The organism is Candidatus Bathyarchaeota archaeon (assembly GCA_026014585.1).
In the GTDB taxonomy this organism is placed as follows: domain Archaea; phylum Thermoproteota; class Bathyarchaeia; order Bathyarchaeales; family Bathycorpusculaceae; genus Bathycorpusculum.
Window position 1 is genome coordinate 563,825 of sequence record JAOZIA010000024.1, and the last position, 13,062, is coordinate 576,886.

The 13,062-nt window shown below is 42.8% G+C and carries 16 protein-coding genes and 1 rRNA gene; 6 read left to right on the plus strand and 11 right to left on the minus strand.

What is annotated here, in order from left to right:
• Window position 1: 1 nt before the first annotated feature.
• From NWF01_12190 to pstS, 7 genes are all read right to left on the minus strand, one after another.
• Window positions 2-931 (minus strand): trypsin-like peptidase domain-containing protein, encoded by a 930-nt coding sequence (locus NWF01_12190; protein ID MCW4025770.1) that lies wholly within the window; start codon window positions 929-931, stop codon window positions 2-4.
• Window positions 932-1,156: 225 nt separating this feature from the next.
• Window positions 1,157-1,792: a hypothetical protein gene (locus NWF01_12195; protein MCW4025771.1), complete on the minus strand. Its 636-nt coding sequence runs from the start codon at window positions 1,790-1,792 to the stop codon at window positions 1,157-1,159.
• A 74-nt stretch (window positions 1,793-1,866) separates the two neighbouring features.
• Window positions 1,867-2,511, minus strand: coding sequence for a hypothetical protein (locus NWF01_12200; protein ID MCW4025772.1), 645 nt, complete (start codon window positions 2,509-2,511; stop codon window positions 1,867-1,869).
• Window positions 2,512-2,527: 16 nt separating this feature from the next.
• The gene (pstB, locus tag NWF01_12205) at window positions 2,528-3,289 is read right to left on the minus strand and encodes a phosphate ABC transporter ATP-binding protein PstB (GenBank protein ID MCW4025773.1); all 762 of its coding nucleotides are present in this window, start codon (window positions 3,287-3,289) and stop codon (window positions 2,528-2,530) included.
• Window positions 3,290-3,296: 7 nt separating this feature from the next.
• Window positions 3,297-4,175: a phosphate ABC transporter permease PstA gene (gene pstA, locus NWF01_12210; protein MCW4025774.1), complete on the minus strand. Its 879-nt coding sequence runs from the start codon at window positions 4,173-4,175 to the stop codon at window positions 3,297-3,299.
• Window positions 4,175-5,098, minus strand: coding sequence for a phosphate ABC transporter permease subunit PstC (pstC, locus tag NWF01_12215; protein ID MCW4025775.1), 924 nt, complete (start codon window positions 5,096-5,098; stop codon window positions 4,175-4,177). Before pstC ends, pstA begins: the two co-directional genes overlap by 1 nt.
• A gap of 74 nt (window positions 5,099-5,172) precedes the next feature.
• Window positions 5,173-6,270: a phosphate ABC transporter substrate-binding protein PstS gene (gene pstS / locus NWF01_12220; GenBank protein MCW4025776.1), complete on the minus strand. Its 1,098-nt coding sequence runs from the start codon at window positions 6,268-6,270 to the stop codon at window positions 5,173-5,175.
• Window positions 6,271-6,401: 131 nt separating this feature from the next.
• Between pstS and NWF01_12225 the strand changes: the two genes are divergently transcribed.
• Window positions 6,402-7,454 carry a phosphate uptake regulator PhoU gene (locus tag NWF01_12225; protein MCW4025777.1) on the plus strand — a complete coding sequence of 351 codons (1,053 nt, stop codon included), beginning with the start codon at window positions 6,402-6,404 and terminating at the stop codon, window positions 7,452-7,454.
• Between the two features lie 83 nt (window positions 7,455-7,537).
• Here NWF01_12225 and NWF01_12230 read toward each other — a convergent pair whose 3' ends face one another.
• Window positions 7,538-7,708, minus strand: coding sequence for a hypothetical protein (locus tag NWF01_12230; protein MCW4025778.1), 171 nt, complete (start codon window positions 7,706-7,708; stop codon window positions 7,538-7,540).
• Window positions 7,709-7,908: 200 nt separating this feature from the next.
• On the opposite strand from NWF01_12230, the gene NWF01_12235 reads away from it, so the two are divergent.
• Entirely contained in the window at window positions 7,909-8,562 is a 654-nt protein-coding gene (locus NWF01_12235) for an HAD family hydrolase (GenBank protein MCW4025779.1), read from the plus strand.
• 135 nt (window positions 8,563-8,697) lie between these two features.
• Entirely contained in the window at window positions 8,698-9,306 is a 609-nt protein-coding gene (locus NWF01_12240) for a hypothetical protein (GenBank protein ID MCW4025780.1), read from the plus strand.
• A gap of 126 nt (window positions 9,307-9,432) precedes the next feature.
• On the opposite strand, the gene NWF01_12245 is transcribed toward NWF01_12240, so the two are convergent.
• Together NWF01_12245 and NWF01_12250 are read right to left on the minus strand one after the other, a co-directional pair.
• Window positions 9,433-9,654 (minus strand): 50S ribosomal protein L37e, encoded by a 222-nt coding sequence (locus tag NWF01_12245; protein ID MCW4025781.1) that lies wholly within the window; start codon window positions 9,652-9,654, stop codon window positions 9,433-9,435.
• A gap of 5 nt (window positions 9,655-9,659) precedes the next feature.
• The gene (locus NWF01_12250; protein ID MCW4025782.1) at window positions 9,660-9,887 is read right to left on the minus strand and encodes an LSm family protein; all 228 of its coding nucleotides are present in this window, start codon (window positions 9,885-9,887) and stop codon (window positions 9,660-9,662) included.
• 347 nt (window positions 9,888-10,234) lie between these two features.
• On the opposite strand from NWF01_12250, the gene NWF01_12255 reads away from it, so the two are divergent.
• From NWF01_12255 to NWF01_12265, 3 genes are all read left to right on the plus strand, one after another.
• A complete protein-coding gene (locus NWF01_12255; GenBank protein ID MCW4025783.1) occupies window positions 10,235-10,828 on the plus strand; it encodes a VTT domain-containing protein in 594 nt (197 codons plus the stop codon).
• 48 nt (window positions 10,829-10,876) lie between these two features.
• Complete coding sequence (locus NWF01_12260) at window positions 10,877-11,380, plus strand: DUF1947 domain-containing protein (GenBank protein ID MCW4025784.1); 504 nt, start codon at window positions 10,877-10,879, stop codon at window positions 11,378-11,380.
• 133 nt (window positions 11,381-11,513) lie between these two features.
• A complete protein-coding gene (locus NWF01_12265; protein MCW4025785.1) occupies window positions 11,514-12,374 on the plus strand; it encodes a hypothetical protein in 861 nt (286 codons plus the stop codon).
• A 300-nt stretch (window positions 12,375-12,674) separates the two neighbouring features.
• On the opposite strand, the gene NWF01_12270 is transcribed toward NWF01_12265, so the two are convergent.
• Window positions 12,675-13,062, minus strand: a 16S ribosomal RNA gene (locus tag NWF01_12270); the annotation flags it as partial.

Genomic DNA, 13,062 nt, shown 5'->3' on the forward strand with positions numbered 1-13,062 from the left:
ATCAGTCTTCTTCGCCTCCGTGTACCGTTGGGGTAACTGTGATTTCGTAGGGGGTTTCTCTGCGAATAATTGTCAGTTTGACTTCTTTGCCAACCACCTCCTGAGCCAGCAATCGAGGTAGGTCATAGAAGTCCTTGACGGGTTTACCGTTAAACTGCACCAGCACATCACCCATCGCCAAGCCTGCTTTACGCGCGGGACTGCCAGGTTCAACGCTGAAAATCATCACGCCAGTCTCTTGCTCCAAACCTGCATGCTCAACAATTTCCTCAGGAATAGCTACAGTGTTTGCGACGATGCCAAGGTAGCCACGTTGTGTGGTGCGTCCTGTCATGAGGCGGTCGGAGATGCCTTTGACTTTGTTAATTGGAATTGCTATGCCGCGTTGCCATACATACGCCGTGTTTATACCGATGAGTTTACCATCCACGTCCACGAGTGGTCCGCCGCTAAAGCCGGGGTTTAATTGGGCATCGGTTGCGATTACGTTTTCCATGGCGGTGCCTCTCCAGCCGCTGAGAGTGCTGTTTACGGTGGTTATCATGCCGCTGGTTGCGGTTGGCTGCGCCTTATTGAAGGGGTTAGCTATTGCAAGGGCGTATTGTCCAACGTTGAGTTTTTCTGAGTCTCCCAGTTCGATTGGGGTGAATTCGCCTTCGGCTTTGAGAAGTGCGATGTCGTTGTAGGGGTCGGTGCCTACGATGCGGGCGTTTAGGGTTTTTTCTCCTTGCCCGATTTTGACGGTGTTGCATCCGGATAGGACGTGGTTGCAGGTTACGATGTAGCCGTCTTTGGTTAATACTACGCCTGTGCCGCGTGACATCTGAGCTCTCACTGCCACCACGGACTTAGAAACTTTACTTACTAACGTGCTGGTTGCGTCTGAAACTGATTTTAAAACCTCTAAAGGGTTAACAAGTTCCTGAGTCATTTTGGAATCACAGATACCCTAATGGGCAAAAGGGTATATGTTGACTAAGGAATACACAAACCCAGTCACAAATGCCTCATATTTGGAGCCTATTAGCCAACATATGCAGAAAAGATAGGAAGAGATCACCCCTGTCTATTTGGAGCCTATTAGAAAGTCTATGCAGAAACCATAGAGGGGTCTTTGCCTCTTTGACTGAATTTTCAACCAAAAAGAGAAGCAGGTTTAGCTTGGGGGGCTAAATCCGCCAAAGTAAGCCACATTTTGCACAAGCGGCGCAGTTCGGGTGGGTCTTGTGTTCTGGCAGAGCTTACCAATATTAGTCATAAGCTGATACGACACCTTCAACGCTAAGTCGAGGTTGTTGCTTGCGATGAATTTAGCTTCAATTGTTAGGGCGGTTCCTGAAATGTTAGCTGCAATTTGTATACCGCCGTCCTCAGTAACCCACTTAAGAGTTACACCGCGGTCATTTTCAGACATGCCAAGCCACCGCAGCAATCCAAACCATCTACCTCTAAGAGCATCAATTAATCGCTGGGGCATCAAGTCGGATGGCAAAAAGGTTTGCACCAGTGAGGCTGTGTGCTCAGTTTTTTGGGTTGGGCTAAGTTTTAGTTTGGTAATTTTTGGGGTTACCTTGTAGCCTTGTGATCCCTTTTTGATTATTCCTTCATCTTCTAATCTGCTAAGAATGCGACTGAGCGTTTCAGGATGCATACCTGTACGCCGTTTAAGCCCATCAAACGTGAACAGCGCTAAGTCTTCCTCTTCAATGAGGGAAAGCACATCGGTATCGCGTTCACCAAAGCTATAACCTGTAGGCAGAATTTGCCAGTTAACATCAAGTAAAGGAACCATTAACTACGTTTGCGTAATGGGGGCTTTTGAATATTACTCCAAAAAAGGAAAAAACCCAATGAAGAAATCTGGGGTTATCTTAGGATGACTTTTTCGCCTGTTGCAATGTACACTATAGACTCGCAGATGTAGGTGGCGTGGTCAGCAATTCGCTCAAGATAGCGGGTCATCAGTGAACTGGATAGGATGCATTTGCTGCTTGCCGAATTGTCTTCGATGAGCATGTTTTGGAAGTCAAAGTACATTTTGTCAACTTCCTGCTCAGGTATGGTTATGGATTTGGCAAGTTCAATGTCATATTTGCGTAGCGCGTTGAGACTGATTTTTACCATGCCCAAGACTTTCTCACTCATTTCTGCAATGAATTCCTGCTGTGAAATGGAGCATTCTTTTAAGCCGTTGAACTGGTTGTTGAGGGTGGATATATCGAGGCTGTATCTGCCGTACCTTGCAAAGTCATTGGCAATTTTCATGTAGGATTTAATTGTTCGCAAGTCCGTGGCTACGGGTTGGTAACGGGCAATAAGCTGGAAGGTGGTGTCTTCGATTTTGTCAGCCATGGAACCTAGCATTTGAGACATTTCATGTACTTGGGGGTGAACGTTTCTGCCGTTAATGTATCCTCGGATAGCTGTCTCAAGGGTTTCATATGTTATCTCTGCCATCTTTACAATCAGCACAGATTGCTGCTCTAAACCTTTATCGATTATTCTGCTCATACCATTCTCACTCTTTCTAACCGAATTCGCCTGTAATGTACTTTTCAGTTAACGGGTTCTTTGGAGACTCAAAAATCCCCGAGGTTTCCCCAAACTCTACAAGTGAACCCAAATAGAAAAATGCTGTGTAATCAGACACACGCGACGCCTGCTGCATGTTATGGGTAACAATAACCACAGTGTAATCCTTCTTAAGCTCAATCACAAGCTTTTCAATTTTGGCTGTGGCGATGGGGTCAAGTGCTGAGCAGGGTTCATCCATCAAAATCACTTCAGGCTGAAGCGCAATAGCACGCGCAATGCAGAGCCGTTGTTGCTGTCCACCTGAAATGCTGGTACCAGGCTTTTTGAGGTCGTCTTTGACTTCCTCCCACAGTGAAGCTTGCTGTAGACTGCGTTTTACGACTTCGTCAAGGTTTTTGCCTTTTTTGGCTCCGGTCAACTTTAGCCCAGCAGCCACGTTATCGTAGATGGACATTGTTGGGAACGGGTTAGGTTTCTGAAAGACCATGCCTACTCGGCGCCGTACCATCACGGCGTCAACATTTGGGGCGTAAACGTCCTGACCGTCTAGGAGCACTTTTCCGGTTAGTTTTGCATTTGGAGTGAGTTCATGCATGCGGTTTAAGGTGCGAATGAAAGTGGATTTTCCACAGCCTGATGGACCAATGATGGCAGTAACAGAGTTTGCCTCCATGGAGAGGTTAATGTCCTTTAAGGCTTGTTTAGTGCCAAACCAAACATTCAAGTCCACACTTTGCAATTTTATGTTTTCCAATTTTTTGTCACCTTGTTAATTTACTAAATTTGCCGCTGCTGGCTAATCTAACTGTTATGTTAAGGGCCAAAACTATTAAAATCAACACCAACGCTGCACCCCACGCTGCAGATTGCGCTTCAGCAGAGGGTAATTGTGAATTGAGGAAAATCCTAAGCGGCAAAGCATCCATCGGCTCGTCAAAACCGCCAAAGAAGAAGTTGGTACCCAAAATCGTAAGTAAGATTGGGGCGGTTTCCCCTGCGATTCTTGCTATAGCTAAAAGTGACCCTGTGACTAAACCATTTTTTGCAGACGGGATTATAACGCTAAGTATTGTGCGCCACCTGTGAACACCTAAGGCCATGGAGGCTTCACGGACACTGTTAGGCACAAGCTTTAGGGATTCTTCTGTTGTTCTTGCAACGATAGGAATCATCATAAAAGAAAGCGCGACTGCCCCAGCGAGTGGGGAAAAGCCTGTGTACAAAAAGCCGACAACAATTATCGAATAAGCAGTAATACCAACTATTATTGATGGAACCTGCGTTAAAATGTCATTTGTGGTTCTTAACCAAGATGCATATTTGTTATTTCCAAATTCGGACAGGTATACTCCTGTTAATACGCCAATTGGGATACCTATAAGACCTGTTAAGCCAATGAGAATCAATGTGCCCTGAATAGACTGCCCGATACCGTTATTTGCACCGTTAGCAATTAAAAAGTTGAGATTTATCACGGGCGCACCGCGAATTATAACTTCTACAAGTATGCTAATCAAGGGCACTATAGCTATAATAACGCAGACGAGGCAGAGTACGAAGAAAAGTTTGTTCTTAAACTTGCGAAAAGCATAGGTATTAAGATTAAACTTTTGCAAAAACTCGCCAAGTTTGCTAAGCATTACTCAACGGCGCCTCCTTTCACCTTTAACACCCGTGTCACTGTAAAGTAGGCTACGATGTTTATGATTAAACTGATGATTAGCAAAACCAATCCTGCAGCTATGTAGGGTGACTTATCAGTGGATTCTTTAAATCCATTAGCAATTAAGGAGGGCAAGGTTTGGCCTGCCTGAAAAAGCGAAGTGGGCATAGCGCTTGGTCCAATAGCGTTACCTATAACCATAGTGACCGCCATGGTTTCACCTACTGCGCGCCCTAACCCAAGGATTATGGCTCCAAAAATGCCAGAGCGTCCATAGCTGAGCACCCAGTATCGTATAACTTCCCATTTTGTAGCACCAATGCTGTAGGCGCCTTCCCGAATTGAGTTTGGAACTGCACTGATGATTTCTCGGGAAACAGAGGCTATTGTGGGGATAATCATTATTGCTAGAATTATCCCTGCAGTGAGAAAGTCTAAGCCAAAGGGTGTATCGCTGAAAAGCGGAATCCAACCTAAATACGCATGCAGAGGCTTTTCTATGTTATTTAGGACCCAGAAACGCAGTACAAATATGCCCCAGAGCCCGAAGATAACGCTGGGTACTGCGGCAAGCAATTCAACAAGGTACGAGCAGGGGACTCTGATAACTTTTGGAGCCATCTCTACCAAGAAAATGGCGATACCTAAGCTTAAGGGCACACCGATTAGCAGGGCAATGCCTGATGTGATAAGGGTTCCAAGAATATAGGGAAGCACCCCGTATAGCTGAAGATTAGAACTCCAGTTTGTCCCTGTTATGAAATTAAAATGGTACTTGGATAGGGCAGGCAGTGCACCGTCAACTAGAACGAAAGCATTAATTAGTAAAATGATAAGGGCTGACGTGGCGGTAACAGCAACTATAACTTTAAAGATGTTATCGCCGGTTAGCTTTGTCATATTTATCTGTCCCGAATGTTTATTTATCAAATAAAAAAAAGTTTTGGGTGAAGATTACTTTACCTCACGCAGTTTTAGCTGGTTGGTATAGTTTCTCCGTTGAAGGTTATTGAGTTCAGTGTTGCTTCGTTAATTGCAATCAGGTTTGATGGCAGAGCTGCATATTCTAAAGGTGCTGCGAGGTCTTGACCATCATGCACGACATACCAGATGTATTGAACTATAGCGGTTGCTCGTTCCATTGTCATGTCTGGAATTACACTGAGGTCTTGGTAGACTAAGAGATATGTTGGAGTTACTATTGGGTATGCTTGCGCGCCTTCAGTGTTGAGTATGTGTACGTCTGCCCAGCTTTCACTTCCTGTTGGAAGGTTACTTGGCAGAGATTGAGCTGCTGCAGTTGTTGAGTCAAGTGAGGGCAACACAAAGTTTCCCGCGGGGTTTTGAAGTGCGGCAACTGTCACATCGTTCTCTAGTGCATAAGCTAATTCGATGTAACCAACAGAGTATTCGGTTTGGTCAATTGTAGCTGCGACACCAGAGTTTCCGCTTGAACCAACGCCTACTGGCCATTCAACTGTAGTGTCTGCACCGACCATAGTAGCCCAGTCTGAGCTGACAATTGAGAGGTATGTTGTAAACCAGTTAGTAGTTCCTGAACCTTCAGAGCGGTGGACAACGGCTATTTCATGATCAGGTAGTGTCAAGTCTGGGTTTAGCGCGGTTATTGCTGGGTCATTCCAGTTTGTTATTGCGCCCAAGAAAATGTTGGCAACAACTTCACCTGTTAATTTTAAGCCTGTGTCAATGTCTGGGATGTTGTATGCTACGGTGATTGCTCCGATGGTTTCGGGGATGTGAAGTGCGTCGGGTGCTTGGGTTCTTTGGTCATCAGTTAATGCTGCATCTGTGCCTGCGAAGTCGACCACTTTGTTTATGAAGTCGGTTCTACCTTGTCCGCTACCGCCACCTGCATAGTTAATTTGGACGTTAGTATGCAGTGAGGAGTATTCTGAGATTGTTGAGTCAAGGAATGGCTTGGGGAATGTTGCTCCAGAAGCATTGAGTGTTATGTTTTCGCTTGGGCTTGAATTATAAGTGTATGCTATTATGGCTCCTGCTATTATAGCGATTGCAACTATTGCTATTACGATTGTATATTTAGTATTCATTTTTTATTCTCCCTGTTTTGTAACTTATGCAACAAATGGTCGTTATATAGTAAACCTCCATAGAATTAATAGACTATATAGATATAACTAATATAACATAACTTTATAGGGATATCAAATTGGAGTCAACATTGTCCAAGCAAACAACAGAAAAAGTGAATGATGAACAACGTAAACTACAGGTAACAGGCGGCTCAACATTCATACTATCACTACCCAAAGACTGGGCTACCCGAAATGAACTAAAAAAAGGCAGCTCAATGGTAGTCAGAGAAGAAGAAGACGGAACACTTTCAGTTGCACCCTCAAAGTTTGCAAAAAAAGAAAAACAAGAAGAAGCATTCATAAGAGCAACCTTAACCGACAATTCAGAGGCCATCATGCGAACAGCCATTTCAGCATACCTAACTGGCTACAACATTATACACATCCGAGCTCAAGGACAAAAAATGCTGTCAACAAAGCTCCGAAATCACCTAAAGAATTTTGCCAGAAACTACCTTGTTGGAACAGAAATCGTAACTGATACACCAACAGACTTAACACTACAGGTTCTGCTGAATTATCCTGAACTCACAGTCCAAAACGCGTTAAGCCGAATGTCAATTATTGCTTCATCAATGCATAAAGAATCCATAGGAGCGTTTAGGAAAGCGGATAATACGGCTGCAAAATCCGTTATTGAAACTGACCGAGAAGTAAACCGGTTTGGCCTCTATGTTGTAAGGCTTCTTAAACTGGCAGTCTCAAACCCCAGAATCGTTAAAGAAATTGGGTTAAGTAACCAAAAAGACTGCTTAGGATACAGACTAATCGCAAAAGCTGTTGAACGAACTGCTGACCACGCCACAAAGATAGCGGAGAACACGCTACTTCTTAAAGGGGAAATTAATCCTACGGTTTCAGAAAAAATCAGCGAACTTAGTGCACTAGCTATTTCAATGTTTGAAGACTCTATGGAGTCACTATTTAAGCACGATTTTAACCTGGCTGAAAGCGTAATTGAAAAGCTATCCCAAGTGCATAGGCTTGAAAAAGAAACAGTTATTGCCACTCATGATGCCAACATTGAAGAGATTGTTAACTTGAGATTACTGATTGAAAGCGTAAGGCGAACTGCTGAATATGCAAGCGACATTTCAGAAGTTGTACTGAACTTAAATGTTGAGTCGGTTCTCAACTAATTTCTCTATTTTAATATAGAAAATAAGGCAAAGTCAGATTTATTCTAAAAAGGGAACAAAAATTAAAAAGGGAAAAAGCTGGTTTATTGAAACGCTTCAAGAAAAGCGATAACTTCTGGGCACTGTATGCTATACAGGTCAACTAAATGTGCTGTTCCATCAGGGCAATAGACCTTGTCGCCTTTCTTTGCTTTCTGGTAGCGTTTGCTACATTCTCTGAAATTAGAGCAGCCATCACAATCTCGTGATAACATTTCTTTTTTTCACCTCATACCTTATTCAAGATGTTACATGACAAACAGCACCTATATAGGTAACCTAAGTAAAATATATAGAAACTATATGTGGGTGAGAAGTAAATCAAAAACAGAACATTTAATCATGTTCAAAACTCAGCACCCAACCAGAAATGTTTTTTAAACAATCAAAAGAACAACAAATAGAGATTCATTGCATGAGCGATAAAATTAATGCTAAAGGTATTTTCTTGGATTTAGATGGAACAATTGTGGATTCCAGCCAAGCATACCTGCAAGCAGCCCAAACCGCTTTTTTAGCCATTAAAAAAACCCCACCGACGCTCACGGAAGCGCTTGAGATCCCCAAAAGGCTTGAACAAGGTTTAGACATCAGCCATCTTGTCAATGGAGAAACAAACAAGTTTCTCAATATATACCTAAAAACGTACTACACAGCTACCAAAACCAAAACCAGACTCCTGCCAGAAATCACCTTCACCCTTAAAATGCTCTCTAAAAAGGCAAAACTTGCCCTAATCACAATGCGCCACGTCCCAAAACAAGACCTAATTTTAGAACTACAACATTTCGGGTTATCAAAATATTTTTCACAAGTAATAACTGCAGCCGACACCGTAAAACCTAAACCATCACCCGAAGCCCTAAACAAATGCATCAAAGACTTAAACCTACAAATTAGTGATTGCCTAATCGCAGGTGACTCAGTAAATGATATCCGCGCGGGAAAAGCTGCAGGTGCCAAAACTGTGGCAGTACTGTCTGGACTGTATTTATGTGAAGAATTAGAAGTTGAGAAACCTGATTTAATCTTGCCAGATTTGAACGTGCTTCCAGAATATTTACACTAATTTTTTTGGTATGTCATTTTCTGTAATATTTCGGTTTTTTGCCTAAACCAGTTATATTTCACATGAGAAAATAAGGTTTAATTAAAACCTCAATCCTATCAGTGTGAGAGAAGGCTTCGGAAGGGGAATCATAAAATGAACTTTGTCGAGATAATACTAGGGGAGAAACTATCGGAATTGGATCCCAACATAGATGTTATGGGTTCAGACTACAAGGTTCTACAAGTTGCATGTCAAGATTTCATTAATTACTTAAAGTTCCATTGGAACATAGCTGGAAAAGAAAACAGCCAACTTGAAATAGTGGAAAAACTGGAAAAGCTATTCAAAGAAGACGAAAAAGAACTAGAAGAGTTCATGATAGTATGGGCAGGAATATGGTTTAAAAAATGGAAAGAACGCGTTAAACTCCTAATCGGCGAACAAAACGCAAACCGCTGGAACAAAGTCTCAAAAGTCCTTACAAACGCGGAGCCATACTGGAAAAAAATTGAAAACAAAAAAGAACTCCAAGAAATCGTAGTCACTACACTGCTCAAAAATGGGGAAATCTGCGGAACAGAAATCCTTGCAGAAAACCTTCTAAAAATGGAGATAGGAGAAAAATGTATTCAAAATCTATGCGACAAGGAATATTTGCTTGTTGTTTTGAATAATTCGTTGCGTAAAGCAAGGGAAATTGCGTTGAGCAGGGGACCACTGATTTTTGTTAAAGTCGACAAGGGATACTATAACACGAACTAACTCATTTTTTTATGTAATCCAAGTTTAAGGCTCAGCAGTGTTATTATCACATTTATGGACAGAATTACCTTTGTAGTAAGCCGTAGTATCAACTAAAAATTATTTTTACAAAAAAAATAAATAAAATTATTTTACAAAAGAAGCTGCGGCTCTTTTGGAAACGGCAATTCTATTTCTTGACAAAGTTTTAGTTTGCCATTTATAGTGCCTAATGGTTGTGGTTTCGCCAAATCCACATGCAGCACATCGCTTATTGCGCACGTGATATGCACGTCTTCCACAACGCCTGCATTTAATGTGGACAACACGCCCTTGACGTTTGCCCATTGATGGAGTTCCTTTTCCCACTGCAATCACCTAGGTGGCGGTGAGATAAGAACCACGTTATCTCCGCGTACAATTATTAATCCGAGTTTTTTCTGGTTTTCAACCACCGTAGTGTCTTCTGTTTCTTCTAGTACAAGGTTTAAGTGCTGGTCGAAACCCTTAAGTCTTCCACGCAGGCTTTTGCCTCCTTTAAGGCGTACAAGCACGATTTTGCTTAGGTTTTGTTCAAGGATTTCGGTTGTCATTTCGCTCATATTGGAATCCTCAAGTATCTTTATCCTTTCTATACTTTAACTCTCAACATTTAAACCTATCTCAAAGACTCAAGAAAACAATCACTCAACAACACGTTTAACACCTGAAACGTTTGGCAGCCACCATCACACCTAAACAATAAAACGCATACTCGGTAACACCTAAAAAGCATATCCTAAAACCAAAATAATATACCTGCGTACAAAAAATTAGCAAAGACACCATCAATCAGTACTCAACATAACCCTATCCTTTTTCAAGTTTTCAAGTGGGTATTTCAGAGAACCTTAGCTTGCACTTATAAAGTCCCTTTACACTAAACTTGCAAGGATGTGCAAGAACCCAAATGGCATCAATACTTGACTTCATAATCATATTCGCCGTAGCCATGGGGTTCAACCTAATACCATTTGCAGGACCCTCAAACCTTCTGATTGCCTCCACCGCCGCCATAGGATTAGGAAACGTTGACGCCCTCAGCCTTATACTCATCGGCGTCCTGATTGCATTAGGCGCATCCATAGCCAAAGGAATCCACTACATGATAACATTTTTCATCAGCGGAAAACTCAGCGAAAAACGGCGACAAAGACTCGACACAGATGCATCAAAAATTAAGCGCTGGGCATTTCTGCTGCTCTTTGTTGCAGCTGCTTCCCCGATTCCTGATGAACCCATAGTTATCCCACTGGGACTCATGAAGTACAGCCCCACCAAGTTTTTCACTGCATATTTCCTTGGAAAACTCTCCATTGCGATTGCAGGGGCTTTTTTGGGCGGTTTTGCAGTGGACATATTTTCAGGCATAATAAGCCCCGAAGTTATGACAATTATATCCATCGTGCTGACTATTGTCATAACAGTGATTCTTCTTAAAGTGGATGTGGGTAAGCTGGCGGAGAAGTATCTGCACAGAAAACCCAAAGCAGATACAGTGTAGGAAAAAGCCTAATAACGCCGAAAATAACGACTATTGAAGTGCACATTTATGCCCACCAAACAACGCAGATACCCACTAAAAACCAAAGACGCAAAAACCATCCTAAAACAAGCCTCAGAAAAACTCAAAATAAACTTAGCATTAGCCTCTGAGGAAAAAACAAATGTAGAAATTGTAGAGGCAGACGTGGGAACAATTTATTTGATTGCTGGCAAACCTGCATTAATAAAAACAGGCGACAAATTCATGCCAACCCTCATGTTTACCGAGTTTACATCTCATGCTCCCAAAATCGTGGTTGACATGGGCGCTGTGCCGTATGTTTGTAAGGGCGCGGATGTAATGGCGCCAGGTATCGTGCGAATTGAAGGCGAGTTTGGAGTGGGGGATTTTGTGTTGGTTTTGGATGTAAAGTTTGGTAAGGCGTTGGCTTTGGGTGCGAGTTTGCTGGATTCGGCAACGGCACGTCAAACCAAGAAGGGGCCTGTTGTGAAGACGCAGCATTATGTGGGCGATAAGGTTTGGGATTACATAAAAACGCTGGCAGAATAGACCTGTACGAGCAACGTTAAAGCTTAATTTTTGCCTTAAACAGGCAAGCGATTGATTAAAATGCTTTTTTAGCTCATCAGGGGTTGAAAAAGGTTTTTATTAGCTAATGCATAATTGTTATTGGTGCTTTTTAATGCTCTTTTTGCTAGTAGCAATGTTAACGCTAGAGGAAGTTTACAATAATTTCGTAGACACAACCGCATCAGCGTTGCCTGGAGTAATTGGCGCAATAATAGTGATCATCATCGGTGTCATCGTAGGCTGGTTTGTAGGCAAAGTAGCTAACAGGATAGTTGATCGAACAGTAGAGAAGAATTTTGATAAAAGTGAAGTCGGTAAAACTCTCAAAGGCTCAGGGTTTGATTTATCCAATTTTATCGGTGGTCTTCTATATGCTTTTGTCGTAATAATATCAATAACGGTGGCTATTGGGCTGTTAAACATCCCAGGTACTGCAGGCGAGTACATGACTCAAATCGCTTCTTATCTTCCACGGTTGATAGGCGGCATACTTGTAATAGTTTTAGGCATTGTACTGGTAGATTTTCTAGCTCAACTCGTGGGCCGAATCATCAAACCCATGTTTGGACCAGAAAAAACAGAAATCGCCGACATGCTAAAGAACCTCTTATTCATTGGGCTTGTTGCAATCATCCTAAACATCGCCTTTGACTTACTGCTGTTTACTGCGGGCGGATTAGTGTACTCACTCATCATCGGCTTTGTCATCATCGGCGCAGGCATAATCCTAACAGACGGCCTAATCAAATCCATAACCGACGACCACCAAGAATTCAGAAACATAGCAGGTTACGCAAAATTCGTACTCTACAGCATCTTCCTACTCATTGGCGCAGGCGCAATCTTCTCCACCTTCACCGGAGTAACAGGCATCATCAGTACAATCGCATGGGCATTTGCAATCGCACTCGCCATCGTCCTCATACCAGTAGTTTACATGATAGCCAAACGGATGCAATCAGAAATAAAATAGGAACCTCCTCCCCCTCTTTTTTTGAGAAAAATCAGTCACGACCTTAAAACCAGTCAAAGAAGTAGACCCCTCTATGGTTTCTGCATTGAATTTCTAATAGGCTCCAAATAGAAAGTTATCTGAAGTTCACAAAAATTATCCAAGAAATTTTATGCTTAAAAAAATTATTCTAAAAGATGATAAAGAAAGAAACTCATCAGCTACTTGAATGCTATGGTTGGGCTTTGACGTATACATGTGTTCTGCTCTGATGTTCTCCTTGCTCCTCCAATCAAGCACGCCAATGCGAACTTGTTACTTAGGAGGTGATCCGGCCGCAGGTTCCCCTACGGCCACCTTGTTACGACTTTTCCCTCCTTACGAAACTCAGATTCGACGCAGCCAATAAGACCACGCCTCACCCAAAAGTCGCTCGGATGGAACGACGGGCGGTGTGTGCAAGGAGCAGGGACGTATTCACCGCGCGCTAGTGACACGCGATTACTAGGGATTCCATGTTCACGAGGGTGAGTTTCAACCCTCGATCCCAACTACGGCAGGTTTTCGAGATTGCCTCCCCCTTTCGAGGTCGGAACCCATTGTACCTGCCATTGCAGCTCGCGTGTGGCCCGGGAGATTCGGGGCATACTGACCTGCCGTGGCCCGCTCCTTCCTCCACTTTATCAGTGGCGGTCTCCTCAGTGTGCCC

Coding starts and splice junctions, on each gene's coding strand:
- NWF01_12260 (MCW4025784.1), top strand. CDS start 10,877: ATGCCCACCAAACAACGCAGATACCCACTAAAAACCAAAGACGCAAAA.
- pstS (MCW4025776.1), bottom strand. CDS start 6,270: ATGAATACTAAATATACAATCGTAATAGCAATAGTTGCAATCGCTATA.
- NWF01_12190 (MCW4025770.1), bottom strand. CDS start 931: ATGACTCAGGAACTTGTTAACCCTTTAGAGGTTTTAAAATCAGTTTCA.
- NWF01_12255 (MCW4025783.1), top strand. CDS start 10,235: ATGGCATCAATACTTGACTTCATAATCATATTCGCCGTAGCCATGGGG.
- NWF01_12195 (MCW4025771.1), bottom strand. CDS start 1,792: ATGGTTCCTTTACTTGATGTTAACTGGCAAATTCTGCCTACAGGTTAT.
- NWF01_12265 (MCW4025785.1), top strand. CDS start 11,514: ATGCTCTTTTTGCTAGTAGCAATGTTAACGCTAGAGGAAGTTTACAAT.
- NWF01_12240 (MCW4025780.1), top strand. CDS start 8,698: ATGAACTTTGTCGAGATAATACTAGGGGAGAAACTATCGGAATTGGAT.
- NWF01_12235 (MCW4025779.1), top strand. CDS start 7,909: ATGAGCGATAAAATTAATGCTAAAGGTATTTTCTTGGATTTAGATGGA.
- NWF01_12230 (MCW4025778.1), bottom strand. CDS start 7,708: ATGTTATCACGAGATTGTGATGGCTGCTCTAATTTCAGAGAATGTAGC.
- NWF01_12250 (MCW4025782.1), bottom strand. CDS start 9,887: ATGAGCGAAATGACAACCGAAATCCTTGAACAAAACCTAAGCAAAATC.
- NWF01_12200 (MCW4025772.1), bottom strand. CDS start 2,511: ATGAGCAGAATAATCGATAAAGGTTTAGAGCAGCAATCTGTGCTGATT.
- pstA (MCW4025774.1), bottom strand. CDS start 4,175: ATGCTTAGCAAACTTGGCGAGTTTTTGCAAAAGTTTAATCTTAATACC.
- pstC (MCW4025775.1), bottom strand. CDS start 5,098: ATGACAAAGCTAACCGGCGATAACATCTTTAAAGTTATAGTTGCTGTT.